This is a genomic window from Enterococcus sp. AZ163, from assembly GCF_050498925.1.
Taxonomy (GTDB): Bacteria; Bacillota; Bacilli; order Lactobacillales; family Enterococcaceae; genus Enterococcus_A; species Enterococcus_A ferrettii.
Genome location: NZ_JBIPAO010000001.1, coordinates 2,658,985 through 2,680,068, shown reverse-complemented (window position 1 = coordinate 2,680,068; position 21,084 = coordinate 2,658,985). Strand labels below are relative to the sequence as shown.

Below are 21,084 nucleotides of genomic sequence, written 5' to 3'. Positions count from 1 at the left end.
TCCAACTCTATTTTATTAAACGAAAATAACTAATAGATGAGTGAAATTAGTGTTATCATACGTGAAAAAATAAGAATAGTAATATTGTTGCATTAATCAAATATGAAAGGTAAAATGAAGGAGTACAAAAACTACAAGCGCTCTCAAAGCGTAATTTTTGGAGGAGATGAATATGAAAAAAGGGTTTTCTTATGCTTTTGTTGGGGCAGCAATGTTAATGCTAGGTGCTGCTGTTGTGCAGGCTGATACTGCCGAAGCCTCTACATTATATCGTGCATATAATCCAAACACAGGTGAACATTTGTACACGCAGAATTACAATGAAATTCCATTTGTAGTTCGTGCAGGTTGGCAAGATGAGGGATCTGCTTGGACAGCTCCGGATAAAGGCGTTGAAGTGCATCGGCTGTTTAATCCAAACAACGGAGGCGATCATTTCTATACCCTAGATACAAATGAACGCGATCATTTAACCAGGGTTGGTTGGACCTATGAAGGTCTTTCATGGCGATCAGGTGGGAAAATTCCTGTTTATCGTTTGTATAATCCAAATGCAAAATCAGGTACTCACCACTATACCACTGATGGGAATGAACGTAACCATCTAGTTAATCTTGGTTGGCGTTCTGAAGGAACTGCTTTTTACGCTTCGGAGGTAGGCAAAGGAAATCCTAACCCAGCTCCTAGTCCCGGAGTAACACCGAAAAAAGTGGATGTGAATATCACTGCTCCAGGTGGCGAGGAACGTAACGTTCCTGGTTCTTACCGCTTGCTTTATTCAAATAGAGCCTTTGATAATGCCTCTTTGGGAACAGCAACTATTGAGTTTGTTGCAGATGTTGCAATGGTAGGATCAGGCAGTGATTACGAAACACAATTTGTAATTGCAGGTAACGGTCCTGCAAGTGGTCAAGTAGGAGTTGGCTTACACTATCAGGCAGGTAACGATGGGAACTTTGCGCAAGGTCGCATCAATACAACCAATATTAACTTCCCTGCAAATGCTGGAACTACTGGACAACAATATTATTCGGTGAATACTAATGCACCTGGAGTTGGCAGCAACCAATCGGTCAATCTTAAAGTAAGATATTTTGACTCAGGGTATATGCAAGCCTTTGTGAACAATACCTTAGTTGGACAGTATAAGACTAAACTAGTCCCAGGCGGGAATGCTTACATCCTGCATGTGAACAGCACAAATGCTACAGCAAAAGTTCGCAATTTGAAAGTATACAAAAATGGCGCAGATGTAACTACAAAAGGTCAAGTGCCATTCGCACAAACATCATTTGATATTGCAAATGATGTAAGAGATGGTGCATACTAAATATTAATCTATACAAAAAAACCTTCTAGAGTTTAAAAAGATCTCTAGAAGGTTTTTCTCTTGGAATCAGCGAAAGATTTACTACTATCCAACATAGATTGGATAAAATTCTATAGAATACCAAACAGATGAATCGGACATTTTTACCTCCTTCGATATAAATGCCCAACTATAATTCCAATCACCATTTACCGGGTTTCCGTAATAATAAATTGATTTAGGGTCTTTTCTCATCGCATCCCCTTTAGCACCGGCAGCTTGTAAGGTTTTTTCCAGAATCCCGCTATTTCCTAACTTACTTACTGGAGTAGGTGCTGAGTTGGTGTTATTCTCACGATTCGTTCCATACCAAGCCAAGCCTTCATCTTTCCAACCATTCCGAATCAACATATTTTGCTCTGCACCATTTACCGTGTAGTTATGGCTGCCTGCTTTCGCATTCGGATTATAAGCACGATATAATTTTATTGTTTTATTTGTGTCAGAATACCAGCCAACACCTTCATAGTGCCAGCCAGTTTTGACCAGCATATCCTTTTCATTGCCATTTAATGTATAATGATGATCACCCGCGTTCGCATTGTACAAACGATATACCGGATCACCAGCAGTTGGCGCATACCAACCAATCCCCTCGTCACGCCAACCAACCTTCTTCAGCATGTCCCGTTCTGCCCCGTTTTTCGTGTAAAAATGTTCCCCACTGTTTGGATTGTATAAACGATACATATCGTCCGTCGCAGCCTCCGCCTTAGAAGGTATAATAAAAATAAGTACCACCGCTACCAACAAAACAAATTCTCTTTTAGAAACATATTGTCTCTTTTTCATATACTCCATCCTTTCTTGACTATTTCTCTTAACAGATAAGCCGAAATAGTTTACATAATATTTTACTTGAAAACAACTGTTTCAAAATTGTACTATATAAATGACTTTCTTACCTATTATCAACAAAAACTCTTTTTTCAAGCATCATTCATAAGTGAACTGTCTTGATAAAAAACTGGAATTAAAGTTTAAGTATCTCCCTACACTCTTCTATTATAAAATTAGTTATTTTATCGCTTAACCCATTCTTCTAGGAATAAACCTTATATACTTCAAATACTACTAATAAACCAACTTGTATTCCTAATCTATTTAAAATGTAAAATTATTAGTAATAATCAATGACCCCGTATTATATATTATATAGAAAAAATGCAGCCTTTGATAGCCATTTATTAACCCTAAAATGCCAACTCAACAAGTTAGAATAAAGTTTCTCATATATTGGAAATAGACCTTCATGATTATCTGTCGCCAGGCAATCATTCTTCCTATATAAAAAATAGAACGATGGTTTATTTACCATCGCTCTACTGCTTATTTATTTTAACTGACTATTAAGTAACAGTTGCCAATCAAAGTCTTTTCATTTCGGAGCTAATTCAGTAACCGCTACTTGATATCAAAAATAAATTGTACTAAATACTTACCTTCAAAATCCTTATAATAGCGGATCGAATGAATTTTACCTAAGCAGTCTGAGTCAATTTCTTCCTGAAGCGCTGCTCTGTAAAAATCAGATTTAAAACTCTTTTCTACATACTTTTCGGGCATCTTAACTAGATAAGTACGTTTGTTGCCATCCTCAGTCATTTGACGTTCGAATTCTTCCAAAGGATTTTCCTCTACTGATTCGAACAGGTCGCCAATCGAAAGCTGAAAATTATCGATAGCTGCTGGCAAAACGTCACCAAAAAAAGTTAGTCCAGGAATATTTTTTTGCTGTATCTTTTTGTAATTCATTAGGTGTCTCCAATTCTTGATTAGTAATAATTGCTCTGACTTAATTTTATGCTAACATATATCATTTGTATAGGGTTAGCTTGATTTTATTAGAATTGGATTTTAAATTAGCCGTTTGATAAATTTTCTTCATTTGAATTTTTGTTTTAATAGAGTTTGCTTTGCTAGGATTAGCGACGTACTCAATTTAAAATGCGTAAGCAACCTACCTGAACTGCTAATCATAATTTTTTATCTTTACATTGTAGAAATTTATTCTGTGGACCGAACGAAGCATTACTTTAATCATGTCGTAACCCTCTACCTTTGAATAAACAATTCCCGCTCGATTCTCTAAGTGCATCAGTTCATAAGCTTTTGGCGTATTGGTTATTATCGATTCTATAAAACAGGATTTTTCGAATTCGTCTTTGACAATGCTCTCAGGAATTCCTTCACGAAATAGTTTCAGAACTCTTTTCTGATCAAGCAGGTATATTTCTGCTGTATTTCCCAAACCAATTTGTTTCATAATCCACCACTTCCAATTGTTTTAGTACATAAACGTAGAAAAAAGAGACGATTGCTTTTTTAGTTTTCAGAAAAATAAGAATCGATATAGTCCTTAATCTCATCGTATTTTTTATCATAGAAGTGAACGGCAGGAACTGATATTATTGGTACACTGTTGTCATTTTGGTATGGTCCAAAAGGTTTCGGAACTATCAAGGCATCTAGTATATCTTTATCATGTAAATAATCGGCAGAAACATCATAGTATTTGGAAAAATAATTCTGCAAATCAGCTTTATTTTTCTTTAACGAAAAGAGTGTTGGGTGCAAAGTAGTATAACCAACGCCTGTTTCTGCGGTTAGAACAAAATATATCTTATGCATAAAAAATCCCCCTTATAGCTATGTTAGCGACCAAAAATATGGAGCGGCACTAGGAAAAAAAGACATAGAAATGATTGGTGTTGAGAAAAAAGAAGCAGAACCTATTATTTGAAGCACTACTAATGAGCAGTCAATTATTTCTTCAAAGATATTTTTATGTCGGCTTGCTTGAAAGTCCTAATAGTGAGTATCCATAAAAGCAAAGTAATAAATCCCCACATATAAAAGCTTACTTCTGTGAATACATTCAAAATATCGAGTAATGACATAATTGCTGGAACAATTACTCCTATAGTGTTGATCATAAGTAAAAACAAAACCAAACTAGCTAAACTTTTAAATTGAGATAGTACTTTTTCCTCATCAAACACTTTTCTCACCCCTTAGTATGGTTTACATTATTATAACTGTGTCAATTACCCAAAAGAAAGTGACTATCAGGATATTTTGAATGAATAAACGACTCTGTAGGTAGTTTACGAGAAAAAAGTGGAAGAACAACGAAGCGATTTCAACTCAAACGGGAAAGTCGTAATCCTCAACAATGGTGATTTTGTGTTCTTCAAATTTCTTTAAAAGAACCGCTACACCCTTCTGCTTGAATTCGCCATACCTATTTATTACTGTACTTTACATCAATATGAGAACCCTTGTTAGACCATTTTATGAGCTTTACTTTTTTTATCGAAGAAAAAGTTGGCCCGAAAATAGGAGTTACAGAGAATCTTTTCTGATGGATAATCAGTTTAAATCTAAAATAGAAGTAAAGGGTTATTTCCAACAAAACAAAAATAAAGCCGGCAATTACTATCCACATCAAAACTCCTGTGATTGAATAGAAATAATCGGCAATAAGATCAATTGAATCCGCTGATTCTATAGATGGTGGAGCCATAAGGCAAACAGGTAAAACGATTGAAAACATCATTGAAAGGAAAACAACCCAAAATAATGGTCTTCTTATAACATTTTCACTTGCGTCAATTTTTGGGGGTTGTCTTTTTTTTTTTCATAAGATTCCTTTCACCATTGATATAGATGACCAAATCTCATCGAATTTGTAATCTTAAAGCTGTATCATCTACCTTCACTATCAGATATGAAATCAGTAATGATATTCTAGCTATCTTTTTCAACATATAAGAACTACTCTAATGTGAAAAAATTTTTCTACAATCGTTTGTAGAGCATAGATATTCTTGCTATTTAGTTGTTTCCTTTTTTTAGATCATCATATTTATTGGATTTTTCTTCCAAAAGTTTGATATAAGCTTCAAACTCTTCAATAGAATTGAACCCGTACTTCTTTTTAATATAGGTAATAACCGGCATACCTTTATCAATTTCATCCTTAATATTCTTTAACATAAAATCACCTCAATTTATTATATAACGAACCAAATAGTTTAACAAATGAAAAACGATCAACATATATTTTTTGAAGTGATTTACTAAATTCAACATAGAAAGGAGACTATTAAGGTCAGCTCAAAAAAAGATATAAGTAGTGATAGAAATCGGAAGGCAATCCATATCCTTGGCCCCCACTTAGTAGTAAGTGCATCTCCCTGATGACCAGCCTCCTTGAACTTGTTCTTAATCTTGGTCTTAATACACAACAGTTGACTTCGGTTGGTAAACGACTTTTCTCTTTAACCTACAGTTATCTGAAAACTAAATATAAATAACATTAGAAATTATTTCTTCTTCGTTTAATTCAGATGGAGCAAAAGGAATTTTCTGCTTTTCTATCTATATTTCAGTTATTTTATGATAACTAGGTTTTTTTATTTTTAGATAAAGACTGATATATCAACTTTTTTGGAGTTTGGCAAAAAATAAGTTAAAAAAATTTTTTATACGTTATACGCAGGTTTTTGGCTTTTTTTCGCTTCTCCAAAAAATAGAATCCTTTATTATCAACCTTTCTATTTTTCAAATCGGCGTATAACTCACTTTTTTTGTCTATAACTGCTCTAGCTTTTTTTTGAAAAATTCTATATCTTTTAGTCACCGGCCGGAACAAAAACAAAATAACGACAAACAAATCATTACAGAAAACGGAGGAATCGGAATGATTCAAAAACTGGGTACCAAATTACAAGTACAAATCGAACAAGCAGGCGAAGATAAACAGAAAAAGGTGAACTTCTCAAACGTAATTGATAATCCACCTGAAGCAGATGTAGTCAAATTAGGAGAGATCATGGCAGAGCTATCCCAGCAAGGCAGTTCATTGGATAGTGTCATCCTGACTGTGCAATCTCGAATTACGAAGGAGGTTGATAAGTATGAAACGAGTCGTTAAATTAGTTTCCATCTTTAGAAATGGTGCAGGTAAAAACCAAACTTGGAGTATGACCAATCCTGATACAACCAAGACGCCGACACAAATCAAAGGATTATTGGAACAATTGACTAAATTAAACTTGTTTCAGAAGGATGGTATCAAACAATATGAGAATGTTGTTAGTGCAAAATATGTAGAAACCATCGAAACAATCATCTTTGAAGAAGAACCAGCAGTCAGATAATTGAACATTGAGTTGCGGCGGTAGACGTACCGCCCTTCTCTTATCTTATTAATCTTTTTAATTGGATATTGTATAGAACGAAAATCAAACTATTTTTTGTAAAAAATAATTCATTACTATGAATGAGGAGCGATTAATTATGTCAGAGCAACCCTTTACTCACCACCAACTGTTTAATCTTAAGCGTGAAACGCTAGAACAACAAATCGTGGAATATTATCAGGAAACTCAGAATGGCACCATGACCATCAAGCTATTGCTTGCTTTGCGTGTCCGTTACCAGCTTGGTGCGAAGGAGTTTGCTCTGGTACTGCAGGATTTGGTTCATTACTTATTTAAGAACACCAAAGCAACCAAAACAATGAAGCGATTTTTCTGGTACTTTGCGGATTACTTTGAAACCAGTGAATTGCGGATCTTAGCCTTAAAGCTAGATCCTATTCGTAATTTTTTTGAAGCTACCAAGTCTTTTATAAAGGCACAAGTTGCTAAGCTTTTCCATACAGAAGCTGGCACTGAAGCCACGTGAAACTAATATTTATTGTCTGTCTCACCTACGCGAATAAATGATGAAAAGGAGTTAAAAAATGATCAAACTAGTGTCTACCTTCCTAAATAGTGAAGGCAAGAAACACAATTTTTCCTTTAAAGATCCTGATACCACTAAAAGTCCTGAAGAGATCAAAGAAACGCTGGCCTTGCTAACCAGCTTAGAACTCTTCGAAAAAGATGGTGTTGGATTGTTTAAAGAAATTGTGAAAGCGAAATATGTAGAAACGATTGAACGGCCGATTTTTGATGGCGGCGAAATGTTTGGAGTTTCCGCTCCAGAAGAACCGGAGGGAACTGAGGATACTATAGCTGAACAAGAAACAGTCCTTCGTTGTACCTGGGAGGAAACACCAAAGCTTCCAGAAGTATCTTTTGATTTACCTCCAATAAGAAGTGAGGTACATGAAGTTCTGTCTGCTCACCTAAACCATGAAGCTCTGGCCGATTCTTCGGATACGAAAATGACTGTAAGAAATCTTCCAGTAGCTAAATCAGTAAAAACTAGTGAAGAAGCTTCCCTGCCAGCGGATAATTTTTACGATGTAGTCAAAGAACTGGTGAAGCGACGAAAGAGAAGAAAAGCCAAGGAGCAAGAGAAAAGAAAACAGAAGGCCCCACCTGAAACACCTTCATGATGTCTGATCATTTACCAGCGTAGGTAAAATAAACTCGTCTGGATCATGAGCTGCACTGAAGAGGGGTGATGCATTTGCAATCTCTTGTGCAGTATATTTTAGCCCCGATTTTTGTCGGACTGGTTATCGCATTGGTTAACCACTGGTTAGATGATCATGATCCCTGACGATACACAGACTGTTGCAAAGCGAGACAGTTGCAATAGCCACACGTTCCTTGAAAACTGAAGAAAAGAAGAATTGCCTGTAAAGATGGTGCCCTTTACAGGTGGTGATTTTTGATGGGCACTTGTCTGAATAAGGAAAAATTTATTAAGATGACACTGCTATTCATTTTATGAATAACAGTCCTATACATAAAGTTATTATGCAAAATTGCAATTGTACATTTGGCTGTAGGGCTCCTATAATCAGGGGTGTTCCAAAGAATAAATGAGACAATCGGAGGAAAACTATATGACAGCAAAAATTACTGAAAAGATGCGCTTTAGCCCATCCTTTGAATACATTGATAATTGTATTGAACATGGTGTGCTAAGCCCTTTTGAAACCAAAGAAATTATTTTGAAGAAAAACGAAACGATCGCAGAAGGCTTCAAGCCGCTTTCTGGTGATATCCGCATGCTGAAAGATGTTCCAGTTAAACTGCGGGATGGTGTCACTATTTATACAGATATTTATTTGCCAGTAACCGAAGAAAAAGTGCCGGTGCTGATTGCATGGAGTCCTTATGGTAAAAGTGCAGGAACAGCACCACGTTATAAGAATCTTTTTAACATGTTGGGTATGGGCAATCACTGGAACTCAGGATTGACTAAGTTTGAAGCGCCAGATCCTGATTACTGGGTTGCGAAAGGCTATGCGGTAGCTAACCCAGATATGCGAGGAATCGCTCACAGCGAAGGCAATACCACGATGTTGGGGACTCAAGAAGCCCAAGATGGTTATGATTTGATTGAATGGCTGGCTGCTCAGGAATGGAGTAATGGTAAAACAGCTCTTACTGGCACTTCTTACTTGGCCTTCTCTCAATGGTATATTGCAGCGGAGCAGCCACCCCATTTAACTGTGATCAATCCAACTGAAGGATTAGCAGATAGTTATCGTGATTTGGCCTTTATTGGTGGTATTCCTGACAAGAACTTTATTGAACGGCTTCAGGTAAACCATGTTAGTGCTACTGGCGCTCAACGCGAAGATTTAACGAAGGAAATGGATGCTTATCCTTTAGCGGATGATGACATTTGGTTAGACAAAATCGCTGATCCCAGCAAAATCACTGTGCCGGCTTTTGTAATTGCCAGCTATTCTAATACGCTGCATACTATGGGAACCTTCCGTTCTTGGCGTACATTGGGCTCGCAGGAAAAATGGCTTCGTATCCACGATCGGCAGGAATGGCCTTACTATTATGATGAAAAAAACATTGAAGAACTGCGTCGTTTCTTTGATTATTACCTGTTAGGAAAAGACAATGATTGGCTTGCAACTCCAACGGTTCGTTATTCACTAATTGATTTCCAAGGTGGGAATCAAACAGATATTCCAGCAGAAGTCTTCCCTCCTGCTGCCAGTGAATTGAAACGCTACTATCTGAATGGATTATTCCGGACCTTGCAGGAAAATAAGGAAGCTAACGATGTACCCGTCAAATACACCGCTGAAGCTCTGCCAGGTCGGACTTCATTCCAAATGACCTTTGATCAAGAAACCACTTTCGTCGGTTATCCTAAAGCTAAATTGTTTATGGAATCAGATGGATATGACGACATGGACGTCTATGTTTGGGTTCAAAAATTGGATAAATTCGGCAATGTATTAAGTGAATTTGTCGTACCCAATCATGGTGCTGCCTTGCAGGATTTCACCCAAGAAGGAGCTTCTGCCCTACGTTACAAAGGTGCCTGGGGTCGGCTGCGTGCTTCTATGCGTCGCCTTGACAGTCAACTGGCAACTGATGAAATTCCTGCTTATCGCTTTGATCGTGTGGAGAAATTATCTCAGGGCGAAATCGTTGAGTTGGATATTGTCTTGAGTCCAATGGGCTTGTCTTATCAAGCCGGAGAAACCTTAAGAGTGGTGGTTAGTACTAAAGATGAACTTGGCTCAGTTATGCCCGGAACACCAGGAAGTACACCTGCTAATAAGGGCGCTCACATTCTGCATACTGGAGGAGAATATGCTTCTTATCTTCAACTACCCTTGTTGTCAGAATAATAGTTAAAACTTGTGAAAATTCAGGGACCACTTTATACTGAGTTCATTATCTTTAGTGGAATGGAGTCAGTTATGAAGTTATCGACCTTACACTACTTTGTGGAGGTTGCTGCTGAGGGCAGCTTTACTAAAGCTGCCCAAAAGCTGTATATCTCTCAGCCTACATTAAGTAGACGAATCCAAGAATTAGAAACTGAATTAGGTGTCGCTTTATTCATTCGTCATAGCCATGCACTAACCTTATCAGATGCCGGTGAACAGTTCTTAGTTGAAGCCAATGAGGTATTAAGCCGCGTAGATCAACTGTCCCATATGTTCGACCAGCAAAAGACAGCTGATACGGCCACTCAGCTGCTAAAAATTGGTTATTTATCAAATTTTAATATGAGCAAAATGTATGAGCTTTTCGGACAATTCAAAGCGGATCACCCCAACGTGACCTTCCTAACGAAACAGGATACACCGCTGAGTTTGTCAGACGGGCTGGCTACCGGGCAATACGACTTAGTTTTTGATTTGTCGACCTATTTTCAACACAGTGAAAATGTTGAGCAGCTGATATTTATCAAAAACCATTTGCAGATTGCTGTGCCGCTTCATCATGCTTTGAGCAAAGAGACAAAGGTTTATTTTGCTGACTTGAGTCAGGAGACGTTTATTTTGCTGGAAAGAAAACAGTCTCCTATTATTGTCGATTATGTAGTCAATCAGTTTGTGAAATACGGCTTTAATGTACGAGCTAATTCGTATGTGAAAAATCTCGATGAGGGGCTTGCAAAGGTTGCGCTTGGAGAAGGTTTAGCTTTCTTGTATTCTGGAATGAATGATGGATCACTTGAAGAAAAATACCCGATCAAAATTATTGATCTAGTAAGCGATAGTAATGATCAGAATATAGTAGCAGCTTATGATAAAAGAAATGAAAGTTCCCTGCTTCGAGAGTTGTTCACTTTCTTTAAAAATAATCTAAAGGGTTAGACGCTTGAGGATAATTCAGGTTTTAACCTTTTTTTATCATACTTAATTCTGTTTTACTTCACCAAGTTGCTTTTTAAAATATTCTCACTGCAATTATACATTGTTGAATTCCATATTTATATACTATGATCTGCTAGTTACTCTCCAAGTAACGATTGAATTGGTTCTCTACTTCTTCAAAAAATTGACTACATCTGGAAAGAAGCGCTTTTCCTCTTCATATGCAGCGTGTCCGAAACCTGGATAGATGATTAATTTGCTACTTGGGATACTTGCAGCAATCTCTTCTGAAGTAGCTTCACCAACAACCTTATCGGAATCTCCACCAATAACTAATGTTGGGTACTCAATTCTATTTAATTGATCAGACACATCATGAGAAAGACAGGCTTGGGCTTGAATCAAGAAGCGCTTGAAGCTTTCAGGTTTGCCGATTCGAGTAATAATTGGAAAAAATGGACGATACCTTCTGAGTGTTTTTAAAGAATATGTTTTTTCCATAGTATCTTTCATTAGTAGTTGGTAGTTCTTTTCTTCTGCCAGCTTGATCCAGTGACGGATTGTCTTTTCCATTGTTGGCGTAACCTTTGACGTAGAAACACCGATTATTAATTTAGCGACACTCTCAGGATAGTCAATTGCAAGCTGCTGTGCGATCATTCCACCTTGAGAAATCCCCATCAAATAGACATCGCTTAAACCTAGCTGTTGCAATGCGAGAGCTTGATCTTTGGCCATTTCTTTTATGGAATAAGGTGCCTTTAAATTGTTCTTTCGGCTGAAGACATAGACTCTAAAATGAGGGATCAGTTTTCGAAAATAGAAAGCCAAATTTAAAGACTGTCTATGAACAGTCTTTAACCCATCAGACAATCCTGGTAACACAATCAAGGGTTGCTCTCCTTTTCCAAAAGCCACATAAGTCATCGTTTCATTAGCAATTTTTACATTGTTTTCTTGAAGTGATTGAAGCATCAATATTCCCACTCTCTTTTTTGAATGATGATTTCCGTTCAGTACAGGTTTCGTTAATGATTTTTGTTGCTAGTTAATTACCGACAATTTTTATGATTGATGAATTATCTTTCTACTATTTCATTAGTCTTCTACTATATTTTTGAAACCGACTTTTGCAATTAAGGACACAAAGACCAGCAATAGCGTTATAAAAAGTAAAGGTAAAAACAATTGGGTTTCAAACGTATCCAATAATTTTCCATAAAGCAGTTGCCCCAACGGCAAGCTGCACTGAGCGGCAGCCATAATGATCGCCATTACTTTTCCTAACTGTGCATTTGGTGTTTTCCGTTGAACCTTACTGATTAGAAAAATCGACAAGATCGAGATCAGCATCGAAATGGGGATCGCTCCAGACATCAATATCAGAAAAGGCCAAAGGTTTCCTGTGGACAAAACGATTGGTAAAACAGCTGCCATGATCGGTAAGATTAAAACACTCAGTCCCAGTAACCAGAGATACACATTTGCAAAACGCAATTTTTTAGTAAAAAATCCAATTGTCAACGCCCCGAATACCATGGCAAGTCCAATCAATCCATTCCCCAATCCATACATCGCTTCTGAACTGTTCATCACCAGCCGTAAAATTGCCGGAACAGCTACGACCAGCAACGGTGTCACCAGCATATTCAGTGCCGCAGCTAGCAAAACTGATTTATAAATGAACGGTTCTTTCCTCACATAGATAAAGCCTTCTTTTAAATCATTTATTATCACCTTTGCCAAATTCCCCTCCATCGTGCCTTTTTCAAACGGAATGTGGATAAACAATTCCATCACTGCTGACAGAAAAAAGGCGATGAAGCTAATGAAAATCAGACGATCAATTGGTAAGTAGCCATACAATAAACTTCCCAAAATCGGTGCTAGCACACTCCCTAATGATTGTACGGCGTTAACAATTCCATTTGCCTTTTCTATTTTTTGCTCCGCAACCAATAACGGGATGCTGGCTGAAACAGTGGGATTATACATCGCACTGATGAAAGATAAACAGGTCATAATCAATCCAATTAGCAGAATAGAATTGTTTCCTCTCCATAGCAAGAAAAATAAAACAAACGCAATTCCACTACTGGTAAAATCATAAATCACCATCAAGTTTCGTCGATTGAACCGATCTGCAATGGCGCCCCCGAACGGCCCCGCTATTAAAGGTATGCTGGAAACTGCTAATAATGTGGCAAAAATATCTGCTCTTCCTGTTTGATCCAGTACAAACAACGACAAGGCAAAGCGCAGCAATGCCGAACCCATAATTGAAACGACTTGGCCTAAAACCATCAAGGTAAAATTTCTCGGTGCTGGAATTATTTGTGGTATCTGTTGTTGCTTTAAAAGTTCTGGTTTGATTTGTTTCTCCTCCATGTATGTTTCCAACCTCTCTTTTTTAACTATGAATAGCAGTATTTAAAAACATCACTCCAACAAACAGACTGACTGTTTTTTTTTATAATTTTAGTATTCTTTTGATGGTGTGTCAATCATTATTTGAAACAAAAACTGTTCAAACGTATAAAATCAACGTTTGAACAGTTTTTCTGGTTTCTATTCTTTTGGTTTAAATATTGCTTTGAATTTTTGAATATCCTCTTCGTCGATCAACGGAACCTCTAATTTTTGCAATAGCAGGTAAAGAAAGTCGAAACGATTGCATATTTCAGTGTACTCTCTTTTGATAATCGTGGGATCCAACCAAATTTCTACAGTAAATAAAAGCGTTTCACTTAATGCTTCTGGATAATCGCAGGTATATTCGCCATTTTCTATTCCTTGCTTCACAATTTTTGTTACCTGAGGAGCTACACGATCATTGAGATTGCGAACACTTTCTAATAAAGCAAAGGGAACTTTTTCAACCCAAGAGGCTTGTGCCAATTGACGATGCATGTAGTCATCCCCACTATTCACAATGATTTTTGTAATCTTTTCCTTGGCTGAAAGTGTCTTATCAGCGACAAGCTCTGTTAAGAAATCATTGGTTTGTGCATAAATTTCAGTCATCAAACTGCGTAAGATCTCTTCTTTACTCTTAAAATGGTGGTACATGGCCCCTCTTGAAAGACCAGACAGTTCAATAATATCTTGCGTGGAGGTGGCGTCATATCCCTTTGATGCGAACAATGAAAAAGCAGCTTGAATAATCTTGGCCTTACTTTGCTTACTTTTTTCTTCCCTTTTCATTCGTTCCTCCTTCAGTTTTTCAAAAACAGATTCGTTGTATGTTTCATATGCTAGTCATTCTTGTGCTGTCTGTCAATGAAAAACTGACGCCAATTTTTTAAGCGATAAAAAAATCTATAAATATGGATCAGACCATACTTATAGATTTCTATTGTTTATCTTATTCTAGAAGCACCAAACCAAACTCTTTTGCATTTGACTCGCATACCCTTAACTTGAGTTTTAGCTATTTATTGCTTAAGAAAACCATGAATTTGACGAAGTTTAGCTAATGAAATATCGGTTGGTAAGGTACAATCTGCACCAATAATATATCTCTTACCATTAAACTCCTGTTGAATTCGGGTAAGTTCTGTTTGTATTTCCTTTTCGTCCCCTTCGACTAACACGCCCGATCGGTCATCGAAGCCACCTAAATAAACCTTGTTGCCAAAGATTTGATATGCCTCGTCAACGGAATAGTTGCTTTCATGCATCGCCCAATTGATGACATCGAAGGGGTAATCTTTGTAATTCTCTAGAACAGTTTCTTCTTTACAAATATGAAGGAAGGTAGAAAAATCTTCTTTCTTTTCCGCTTGTTTTAATAAGCTTTGTTCTGCCGGTCTCAAAGCTTCTTGTATAAAGTCATCGCTAAACTTATTTTTTTCTCCGCCTAAAGCTGCATAGTAGATACCTTGCACTCCTGAACTCATTGTCATTTCTAAAATATGCTGGGTGTTTTCTTCAATAATTTTCAGCCCGTCCATTACAGCCTGAGGATCACGCTGATAATGGTCGTTAATTAAGTCCGGGGAAACAGAATAACTATGACCTGAAGCATGAGATAAGGAAGCGATTAGACCATGAACTGTTCCCAGCAAGTAACAATCTTCTTCGTTGGCTTCTACAATTCGTCGTAAGATATCCGCTTGATCGGTAACCAGCTTGGAATCCTTGGAAAGCTTCGCAATATTTTTCCATTCATGAAGCTGCTCAATTTTTTGAGTGCTGCGCATCTCGTTTTCGTTCATGATCTTCAAGATATCTGTTTGGGTTTCATCTTTAAAAGCCAGATGGGCTGCTGCTTGTGCTTCTACTCCTTTAGAAATAACCTCTTTAGGAAAATGCAGCCAAAATCCCATTGGAGGCTGATCAGGTGCTGTTCCTCTTAACACGCAATTTACTCGTTCAATTTTCTTCATTTTCTTCTCCTTCAAGCGCTTGCTGAATGTCTGACCACAAATCTTCTGCGTCTTCTATCCCGCAGGACAACCTTACCAGCTGTTTCGTCACTCCGGCTTTTAAACGATCTTCTTCAGTCATACAGGCATGGGACATCGTCCAAGGATAGGATAAAATACTCTCCACCCCACCTAGGCTTACTGCTACGATTGGAATTTTTACCTGCTGAAATAACCGCTGAACCTGCTGTTCTGTATTCAGTTCAAAGGATAAAACGGCCCCTCCGCTCGTCGCCTGTTTAAAATGCTGCAAATGATCGAGATGATTTTCTAATCCTGGATAATGCACAGCCTTCACATTAGATAAGGTTTGCAATTTTTGGGCTAGAATTAATGCATTGCGGCTAGCCTGCTTCATTCGTACTGTTAATGTTTTTATTCCTCTTAGCAGAAGCCAAGCTTCCTCAATTCCAGGAATTGATCCGATAATTTTTTGATTTTTATGCAGCTTTTCTTTGAGTACATTGTCATTAGTTACCGCAAAGCCCATAACTAAGTCACTATGTCCGCCTAAAAACTTCGTGGCACTGTGAATAACAATATCTGCACCGAGTGTCAAAGGCTGCTGATAGTAGGGTGTCATGAAGGTATTGTCGCAGACGGTCAAAAGCTTATGTGTTTTAGCAATTTCACAGACCTTCTGAATATTCGTGACTGTCAATAAGGGATTCGAGGGGGTTTCTAAATAGAACAGCTTGGTATTCGGACGGATTGCCTGCTCCCAAGCTAAAGGATTTCGCTCGTCAACAAAGGTATAGGTGACTTCAAATCTACTTAACAGTTCTGTTAAAAGTTGGAAAGTACCACCGTAAATATTTCCTCCTAAAACCAAGTGATCACCCGCACTTAGAAGCAGCAGTGAAGCCGTTATAGCTGCCATGCCAGAGGAAAATGCAATCCCGTACTGCGCATCTTCTAAGGTCGCGACTGCTTTTTCCGCCGCTTCCACAGTTGGGTTACCAAAGCGTGTATAGGTGTACTCCTGTTGTTTAGGAAAGTCTTTTTGGTGAAAAGTTGATGCTTGGTACTTAGGAATGGATGCTGCTCCAGTCGCAGAATCAACGACTGGGTAGCTATGGAGTACTTTGGTATCAAAGTTCATTTTTTCTCGCCTCTTCTATAACTATTTGAATCGCGTCTTTGTAAATCTGAATAAGCTTCTCTAAGTCAGAAATCTTCATGCGTTCATTCTTTCCATGAGCATAAGTTCTTGTGTCAGGAAATCTCGGACCAAAAGCAGCAAAATTGTCAAAGTAGCTGGCATACGTGCTGCCGCCCATATATATTGGCTCCGTCTGATCGGTTGGATCGTAACTACGATACAAGCCAATTAATTGGTCTGCTAAGTGTCTGTCCTTTACTAGATGGACATCCTTAGAAGTAAGAACCTTCATTGTCCAATCGGGGAAAAATTGTTGAAGCTTATGCAAAATCATTTCTTGAGTGAGTTTATTGTTGAAGCGTATATCTACTTCTACACGCCAATTGTTCTCTTTAAAATTGATTATGCCCGCATTAACTGTGGTGTTTCCAAAACGGCTTTCGGGACAGCTTAACTCTATATTTGTACCGTTTACCTCTGAAAGTTGTAACAAGTTATTCATCTTTTTTGAACGTGCGAGTGGGTCAATCGCCTTCATCAGCTGGAAAAAGGCATTCTTTCCTAATTCTGGTTTAGCGGCATGTGCGGAAATCCCTTGGCAATAAACTGTTCGATCTTCACAGCCACTTACAGCATTAAGATTAATCTTGTCTAAATCTTGTTTAGCTTTTACTTTAAGAATTGCTCGATCAGGTACAGAGTTAACCTGCTCACCGGTGACAACTTCATCGAGCCAGGGAATTGACTCCTTGGATTCCAACAGAAGATGCATCCGGCCCTTTTCACCTAAAACGATGGGGAACATCGCATCAGGTACAAAACCGGCAACGGGCTTTTCTTCCAGTAAAGTATATTGCTGGATACAGGCCATTCCAGTTTCTTCTTGGGCTCCAATAATAAGTCTTACACGTACGCCTGTTTCTTCAATTTTTTGTCTAAGTTCGTTTAGAAGTACAATCATTACTGCGGCGGGTCCCTTGTTATCATAGACACCTCTGCCAAAAAGAATCTGATCTTGCTCAACCAAAGTAAAGGGATCTGTAGTCCATCCATTACCAGGAGGAACAACATCAAGATGGATCGGGAAAGCAACTAATGGACCTTCATTACCTATTTGAACCCAACCAAGTGTGCTGCTTATTTTTTTCACTATGAAGCCGAATTCAGAGCAGTGTTTTAAAGTGAAATTCACTACGTCCTCTTGATCAGTAGTTTCACTCGTCGGATAGGATTGATACGACACAAATTGCTTCAAAAGATCGATCGTTTCTTGTAAAAGTGTCACTGTCACACGCCCCTTCTAGAATAATCGAATAAGTGACCCTACTAAACTGAAGATAATTAAGATCCACAAAAGCTTTGAAGCATTCCATTTCTTGGCGGTCATTCCCCAATAAACAAAGAATACTAATACTAAAGGCAACAATCCTGGCGCAATTTTGTCCAGTGTCTCCTGCAGGCTGATCTCCTTGCCGGAAATATTCAGCGAGACAGTTGTGGAAAGGGAGACCATTGCTGCTGATAAGGCGCCCATCATAAACATTCCTAAAATGCTTCCGCCTTTAATAATGCTGTTGACCAAACCACCTTGTAAAACTTTTACAATCGATCCCCGGCCAAGTTTGTAGCCATAGTGAAAGAAGAAATACCCTTCAAAGAAGTTGATAATGCACCAGAAAACTATAAAGAATGCACCAATCACGTTCCCTTCTGCTGCAAAGGAGGCTCCCAGTGCTGAAAAAATTGCTAAAAATGTTCCTGCATCAATTGCATCGCCAATACCTGCCATCGGACCCATCAATCCCGTTTTGAAATCGGTAATTACTTCATCAGGGATCCGTTCCCCCTGAGCCTTTTGTTCCTCCATCGCCAAAACGCTGCCGTGAATCAATCCTCCCCAGATAGCTTGGGTGTTGAAAAATCCAAGATGCCGTTTCAGTGCTGCCTTCAAGTCCTCTTCTTCTGGATAAAGCTTTTTCAATACTGGTGCAAAAGAGGCCCCTACTGCTAAAGCCTGCATCCGCTCGAAGCTGTTAGACAGTTCTGCTGTCCACCACCATCTTAGATAGGTCTTAGTTACATCCTTCTTTGTTAGCAATCCTTTTTTTTCTTCAGTATTTTCCATTTTATGCGCCCTCCGTTCCAACATTACTGCCGATAGTCATCATTAATGCCAAACACGTTCCAAAAATAGCAGCTCCCATGATTGGAAGTTCAAAATATTTAACCAAGAAGAAACCTGCGATGAACAGTGGAATATATTGCTTTTTACCAATCATAAAAATAGTTGTCGCAAATCCTAACGCCGGCAGCACGCCACCCATTACCGTTAAACCATTCATTACCCATTCCGGGATAACCTTTAAAATTTTATCTACTAAATCTGACCCATAAAAATTCACTAGAAAAATGATTGGAAATCTTAGGAAGAAACCAAAAATAAGTGAGTAGGTCGTTGCACAGCGCCAAACACCCTTAATGTTCCCAGCTTCTGCATAATCATCGGCTTTATGAACCAGAAAAGCATTCCCAGTACGTCGGATATTGTTGATGAAGACGCCGATGATTCCCATCGGTACCGCGATACTTACGGCCACCTCGGTAGAAACTCCCGTTTGAAGGACAATTGGAATGGCGATTAAAGCGGCTAATGATTTGTCTGATGGGATATTCCCACCAGCAGCGACCATTCCTAGATAGATTACTTCAATTCCAGCTCCTGTTATTAGCCCTGTAGTAACATCTCCCCAAAAAAGTCCTAGTGCAAAACCAATAAACGTCGGTGATTTAAGAATTGGATAAAGTGTGTACCCGGCGATACTGGCTGCTATCCAATACCATAAAGCGGTGAAAAGAGCTAACATTACTGTAGATTGCATAGAAATCTCCCCCTAAAATTTATTCTTTATTTCATCAAACGCCATCGCAGCTTCCTCTGGTACAATCTGAGCAACTACTTCTGTTCCGCTGTTTGTCAGTTCTTCTAGGAAATCGACCTCCTCTTTTAGTAGTGATACTGCTGAGATGACCTTTGTCCGTCCTTGCTCATAGGGAACACCACCTAATTGGAGTTGTTTCAGTATTAATCCATTGTTGACAGCTTTGTTTACTGAAGAAATATTTTTGAACAATAAAAACAGCTGATCGTTGGCATATTCTCCATTGGTTAGTCGTTTAACGATTTCTTGCGTATCAATAATTTCTACTTTTACACCTTCTGGAGCTGCCATGGCGTATATATCTGCCATAAATGGATCTTTTCCTAACGTATCATCAACGATCACGATCTTGTTTGCATTGACTAATTTCATCCATTTGGTAATGACCTGTCCATGAATCAGGCGGTGATCCACGCGAGCGAATTTAATTTCTTCCATAGTTGATTCCTCCATTTGAAATTGGTTGAATGTTTCGATTATATTTTCGTAGTCTTTACTACAATCACTCATTAAATCAAGCAACAAACGCAGTGATAAATCCGTGTATACTTTTCCGCCTAAATCTAGACCTAAGCGGATAGAGATTTTATACGTAGTGCTGCCGTGCAAATCACTGATAATAATCAGCTCTGCTTTGCCAGCAAGCTCTTGCTTCATTTGTTTCAAAAGCTGTTCATGATCCATATCGGCATTAAGTGAATAATGCAGCAGTTCGTCCTTCGTTCCAAAATGTGCTTTGACATCCGCAATCAAACAGCTCCCCCAAGTTCCGTGTGTCAGCAATACGATTGTTTTCATAATCGGAGCTCCTCAATTATTTTTTTTAAATCTATGGCTTGTTCATCTGGGACCATTTGATAATATACGTAGACTTCTTTATCAATTAGCTGTTGGAGATCAGAGATTTCTTTGCGCGTTAAAAAGAGATTGTTGAATAATTTAATTTTTCCAATACCAGAAGCCATTCTACCGATATTCAAGCGATCAATTGATCGATTCGCGATAAATGAGCAAGCAGTTTGGATGTCCTTAAAGAGAATCATCAAGGCTTCCTGCGTCTCTTGAGAAATACGATCCATCTCCGTACTCCGCAGAATTTCAATTTCACAATTTTTGGGTTTTGACATCAGGATCATCTGCTTTTCGATCAAATCAGAAGCTGTGCTGGTATCTACTACAATAATTTTTTCGATGTTCTTTTCATTTGTCCATTTGAATAGGACTTGACCGTGAACAAGTCGGTCATCACAACGAATAAATGGCATCTATTCCACTCTTTTCTATGGATTGACTTCAACCACACTATTGATTCCTGTTTGTTTGCAATGCTGTGTTAGCTCGTCTAATCCCATTGATTCCCGCATCATTGCACCCTCCACTATCATGGATAAATTTAAACCGGACAGCAGCTTGAAATTCCGTCTTTGTTTTAAGGTTACCGAGCAAACATTAAACGGTGAGCCTCCAACCAAATCCACTAATACGATGACGCCTTCGCCTTGATTCAGACTCTCCAAAGCGTTCTCTACCTCGTCCTTCAAATTTGAAATGCTGTCATCTCTGTTTAGAGAAATAGTCTGGCAATTGGAAATGGGACCAATAATCAGTTCGGCACTCCTTTTTATTTCTTCTCCAAATTCTCCGTGGGTTACTAAGAGAATCCCTATCATGACATCCCCTCCTCTTACTCTTTTAAAAGC

General features: G+C 38.4%; 25 protein-coding genes. 8 read left to right on the top strand and 17 right to left on the bottom strand.

Annotation, left to right across the window (positions count from 1 at the left end; genetic code table 11):
• Window positions 1–172 precede the first annotated feature (172 nt).
• Window positions 173–1,330: a hypothetical protein gene (locus tag IGI46_RS12755; protein WP_207703691.1), complete on the top strand. Its 1,158-nt coding sequence runs from the start codon at window positions 173–175 to the stop codon at window positions 1,328–1,330.
• A gap of 84 nt (window positions 1,331–1,414) precedes the next feature.
• Here the strand turns inward: IGI46_RS12755 and IGI46_RS12750 are convergent, their stop codons facing one another.
• From IGI46_RS12750 to IGI46_RS12725, 6 genes are all read right to left on the bottom strand, one after another.
• Entirely contained in the window at window positions 1,415–2,161 is a 747-nt protein-coding gene (locus tag IGI46_RS12750; RefSeq protein ID WP_429963484.1) for a hypothetical protein, read from the bottom strand.
• Between the two features lie 612 nt (window positions 2,162–2,773).
• Window positions 2,774–3,124, bottom strand: a complete 351-nt coding sequence (locus IGI46_RS12745; RefSeq protein ID WP_429963483.1) for a hypothetical protein — start codon at window positions 3,122–3,124, stop codon at window positions 2,774–2,776.
• A gap of 217 nt (window positions 3,125–3,341) precedes the next feature.
• Entirely contained in the window at window positions 3,342–3,635 is a 294-nt protein-coding gene (locus IGI46_RS12740; protein WP_429963482.1) for a hypothetical protein, read from the bottom strand.
• Between the two features lie 59 nt (window positions 3,636–3,694).
• Complete coding sequence (locus IGI46_RS12735; RefSeq protein WP_429963481.1) at window positions 3,695–4,000, bottom strand: hypothetical protein; 306 nt, start codon at window positions 3,998–4,000, stop codon at window positions 3,695–3,697.
• 134 nt (window positions 4,001–4,134) lie between these two features.
• Window positions 4,135–4,371: a hypothetical protein gene (locus tag IGI46_RS12730; protein ID WP_429963480.1), complete on the bottom strand. Its 237-nt coding sequence runs from the start codon at window positions 4,369–4,371 to the stop codon at window positions 4,135–4,137.
• An 835-nt stretch (window positions 4,372–5,206) separates the two neighbouring features.
• Window positions 5,207–5,368: a hypothetical protein gene (locus IGI46_RS12725; protein WP_429963479.1), complete on the bottom strand. Its 162-nt coding sequence runs from the start codon at window positions 5,366–5,368 to the stop codon at window positions 5,207–5,209.
• 706 nt (window positions 5,369–6,074) lie between these two features.
• Here IGI46_RS12725 and IGI46_RS12720 point away from each other — a divergent pair.
• From IGI46_RS12720 to IGI46_RS12690, 7 genes are all read left to right on the top strand, one after another.
• On the top strand, window positions 6,075–6,308 hold the full coding sequence (locus IGI46_RS12720) for a hypothetical protein (protein ID WP_429963478.1): 234 nt from the start codon (window positions 6,075–6,077) through the stop codon (window positions 6,306–6,308).
• Complete coding sequence (locus IGI46_RS12715; RefSeq protein WP_429963477.1) at window positions 6,292–6,534, top strand: DUF2922 domain-containing protein; 243 nt, start codon at window positions 6,292–6,294, stop codon at window positions 6,532–6,534. Before IGI46_RS12720 ends, IGI46_RS12715 begins: the two co-directional genes overlap by 17 nt.
• A gap of 139 nt (window positions 6,535–6,673) precedes the next feature.
• Complete coding sequence (locus tag IGI46_RS12710; protein ID WP_429963476.1) at window positions 6,674–7,063, top strand: hypothetical protein; 390 nt, start codon at window positions 6,674–6,676, stop codon at window positions 7,061–7,063.
• 58 nt (window positions 7,064–7,121) lie between these two features.
• On the top strand, window positions 7,122–7,721 hold the full coding sequence (locus IGI46_RS12705; protein ID WP_429963475.1) for a DUF2922 domain-containing protein: 600 nt from the start codon (window positions 7,122–7,124) through the stop codon (window positions 7,719–7,721).
• Between the two features lie 68 nt (window positions 7,722–7,789).
• Window positions 7,790–7,888: a type I toxin-antitoxin system Fst family toxin gene (locus IGI46_RS12700; RefSeq protein WP_207701710.1), complete on the top strand. Its 99-nt coding sequence runs from the start codon at window positions 7,790–7,792 to the stop codon at window positions 7,886–7,888.
• Window positions 7,889–8,177: 289 nt separating this feature from the next.
• Window positions 8,178–9,938 carry a CocE/NonD family hydrolase gene (locus IGI46_RS12695; RefSeq protein WP_429973539.1) on the top strand — a complete coding sequence of 587 codons (1,761 nt, stop codon included), beginning with the start codon at window positions 8,178–8,180 and terminating at the stop codon, window positions 9,936–9,938.
• A 72-nt stretch (window positions 9,939–10,010) separates the two neighbouring features.
• Window positions 10,011–10,916: a LysR family transcriptional regulator gene (locus IGI46_RS12690; protein ID WP_429963473.1), complete on the top strand. Its 906-nt coding sequence runs from the start codon at window positions 10,011–10,013 to the stop codon at window positions 10,914–10,916.
• 168 nt (window positions 10,917–11,084) lie between these two features.
• Here the strand turns inward: IGI46_RS12690 and IGI46_RS12685 are convergent, their stop codons facing one another.
• From IGI46_RS12685 to IGI46_RS12635, 11 genes are all read right to left on the bottom strand, one after another.
• Entirely contained in the window at window positions 11,085–11,891 is an 807-nt protein-coding gene (locus tag IGI46_RS12685) for an alpha/beta fold hydrolase (RefSeq protein ID WP_429963472.1), read from the bottom strand.
• Between the two features lie 123 nt (window positions 11,892–12,014).
• Window positions 12,015–13,304: an MFS transporter gene (locus tag IGI46_RS12680; protein WP_429973538.1), complete on the bottom strand. Its 1,290-nt coding sequence runs from the start codon at window positions 13,302–13,304 to the stop codon at window positions 12,015–12,017.
• A gap of 180 nt (window positions 13,305–13,484) precedes the next feature.
• On the bottom strand, window positions 13,485–14,120 hold the full coding sequence (locus IGI46_RS12675) for a TetR/AcrR family transcriptional regulator (protein ID WP_429963470.1): 636 nt from the start codon (window positions 14,118–14,120) through the stop codon (window positions 13,485–13,487).
• 230 nt (window positions 14,121–14,350) lie between these two features.
• On the bottom strand, window positions 14,351–15,304 hold the full coding sequence (locus IGI46_RS12670) for a uroporphyrinogen decarboxylase family protein (protein ID WP_429963469.1): 954 nt from the start codon (window positions 15,302–15,304) through the stop codon (window positions 14,351–14,353).
• Entirely contained in the window at window positions 15,291–16,445 is a 1,155-nt protein-coding gene (locus tag IGI46_RS12665) for a trans-sulfuration enzyme family protein (protein WP_429963468.1), read from the bottom strand. The genes IGI46_RS12670 and IGI46_RS12665 overlap by 14 nt, the downstream gene beginning before the upstream one ends.
• Complete coding sequence (locus IGI46_RS12660; protein WP_429963467.1) at window positions 16,435–17,730, bottom strand: Sapep family Mn(2+)-dependent dipeptidase; 1,296 nt, start codon at window positions 17,728–17,730, stop codon at window positions 16,435–16,437. Before IGI46_RS12660 ends, IGI46_RS12665 begins: the two co-directional genes overlap by 11 nt.
• A gap of 15 nt (window positions 17,731–17,745) precedes the next feature.
• Window positions 17,746–18,570, bottom strand: a complete 825-nt coding sequence (locus IGI46_RS12655; protein ID WP_429973537.1) for a PTS system mannose/fructose/sorbose family transporter subunit IID — start codon at window positions 18,568–18,570, stop codon at window positions 17,746–17,748.
• Window position 18,571: 1 nt separating this feature from the next.
• Window positions 18,572–19,324 carry a PTS mannose/fructose/sorbose/N-acetylgalactosamine transporter subunit IIC gene (locus IGI46_RS12650; RefSeq protein ID WP_429963465.1) on the bottom strand — a complete coding sequence of 251 codons (753 nt, stop codon included), beginning with the start codon at window positions 19,322–19,324 and terminating at the stop codon, window positions 18,572–18,574.
• Between the two features lie 12 nt (window positions 19,325–19,336).
• Window positions 19,337–20,182 carry a PTS sugar transporter subunit IIB gene (locus IGI46_RS12645; RefSeq protein WP_429963464.1) on the bottom strand — a complete coding sequence of 282 codons (846 nt, stop codon included), beginning with the start codon at window positions 20,180–20,182 and terminating at the stop codon, window positions 19,337–19,339.
• Window positions 20,179–20,649 (bottom strand): PTS system mannose/fructose/N-acetylgalactosamine-transporter subunit IIB, encoded by a 471-nt coding sequence (locus IGI46_RS12640; RefSeq protein ID WP_429963463.1) that lies wholly within the window; start codon window positions 20,647–20,649, stop codon window positions 20,179–20,181. The genes IGI46_RS12645 and IGI46_RS12640 overlap by 4 nt, the downstream gene beginning before the upstream one ends.
• 15 nt (window positions 20,650–20,664) lie before the next feature.
• Window positions 20,665–21,054, bottom strand: coding sequence for a PTS sugar transporter subunit IIA (locus IGI46_RS12635; protein WP_429963462.1), 390 nt, complete (start codon window positions 21,052–21,054; stop codon window positions 20,665–20,667).
• Between the last annotated feature and the right edge of the window lie 30 nt (window positions 21,055–21,084).

Coding starts and splice junctions, on each gene's coding strand:
- IGI46_RS12755 (WP_207703691.1), top strand. CDS start 173: ATGAAAAAAGGGTTTTCTTATGCTTTTGTTGGGGCAGCAATGTTAATG.
- IGI46_RS12750 (WP_429963484.1), bottom strand. CDS start 2,161: ATGAAAAAGAGACAATATGTTTCTAAAAGAGAATTTGTTTTGTTGGTA.
- IGI46_RS12745 (WP_429963483.1), bottom strand. CDS start 3,124: ATGAATTACAAAAAGATACAGCAAAAAAATATTCCTGGACTAACTTTT.
- IGI46_RS12740 (WP_429963482.1), bottom strand. CDS start 3,635: ATGAAACAAATTGGTTTGGGAAATACAGCAGAAATATACCTGCTTGAT.
- IGI46_RS12735 (WP_429963481.1), bottom strand. CDS start 4,000: ATGCATAAGATATATTTTGTTCTAACCGCAGAAACAGGCGTTGGTTAT.
- IGI46_RS12725 (WP_429963479.1), bottom strand. CDS start 5,368: ATGTTAAAGAATATTAAGGATGAAATTGATAAAGGTATGCCGGTTATT.
- IGI46_RS12720 (WP_429963478.1), top strand. CDS start 6,075: ATGATTCAAAAACTGGGTACCAAATTACAAGTACAAATCGAACAAGCA.
- IGI46_RS12715 (WP_429963477.1), top strand. CDS start 6,292: ATGAAACGAGTCGTTAAATTAGTTTCCATCTTTAGAAATGGTGCAGGT.
- IGI46_RS12710 (WP_429963476.1), top strand. CDS start 6,674: ATGTCAGAGCAACCCTTTACTCACCACCAACTGTTTAATCTTAAGCGT.
- IGI46_RS12705 (WP_429963475.1), top strand. CDS start 7,122: ATGATCAAACTAGTGTCTACCTTCCTAAATAGTGAAGGCAAGAAACAC.
- IGI46_RS12700 (WP_207701710.1), top strand. CDS start 7,790: ATGCATTTGCAATCTCTTGTGCAGTATATTTTAGCCCCGATTTTTGTC.
- IGI46_RS12695 (WP_429973539.1), top strand. CDS start 8,178: ATGACAGCAAAAATTACTGAAAAGATGCGCTTTAGCCCATCCTTTGAA.
- IGI46_RS12690 (WP_429963473.1), top strand. CDS start 10,011: ATGAAGTTATCGACCTTACACTACTTTGTGGAGGTTGCTGCTGAGGGC.
- IGI46_RS12685 (WP_429963472.1), bottom strand. CDS start 11,891: ATGCTTCAATCACTTCAAGAAAACAATGTAAAAATTGCTAATGAAACG.
- IGI46_RS12680 (WP_429973538.1), bottom strand. CDS start 13,304: ATGGAGGAGAAACAAATCAAACCAGAACTTTTAAAGCAACAACAGATA.
- IGI46_RS12675 (WP_429963470.1), bottom strand. CDS start 14,120: ATGAAAAGGGAAGAAAAAAGTAAGCAAAGTAAGGCCAAGATTATTCAA.
- IGI46_RS12670 (WP_429963469.1), bottom strand. CDS start 15,304: ATGAAGAAAATTGAACGAGTAAATTGCGTGTTAAGAGGAACAGCACCT.
- IGI46_RS12665 (WP_429963468.1), bottom strand. CDS start 16,445: ATGAACTTTGATACCAAAGTACTCCATAGCTACCCAGTCGTTGATTCT.
- IGI46_RS12655 (WP_429973537.1), bottom strand. CDS start 18,570: ATGGAAAATACTGAAGAAAAAAAAGGATTGCTAACAAAGAAGGATGTA.
- IGI46_RS12650 (WP_429963465.1), bottom strand. CDS start 19,324: ATGCAATCTACAGTAATGTTAGCTCTTTTCACCGCTTTATGGTATTGG.
- IGI46_RS12645 (WP_429963464.1), bottom strand. CDS start 20,182: ATGAAAACAATCGTATTGCTGACACACGGAACTTGGGGGAGCTGTTTG.
- IGI46_RS12640 (WP_429963463.1), bottom strand. CDS start 20,649: ATGCCATTTATTCGTTGTGATGACCGACTTGTTCACGGTCAAGTCCTA.
- IGI46_RS12635 (WP_429963462.1), bottom strand. CDS start 21,054: ATGATAGGGATTCTCTTAGTAACCCACGGAGAATTTGGAGAAGAAATA.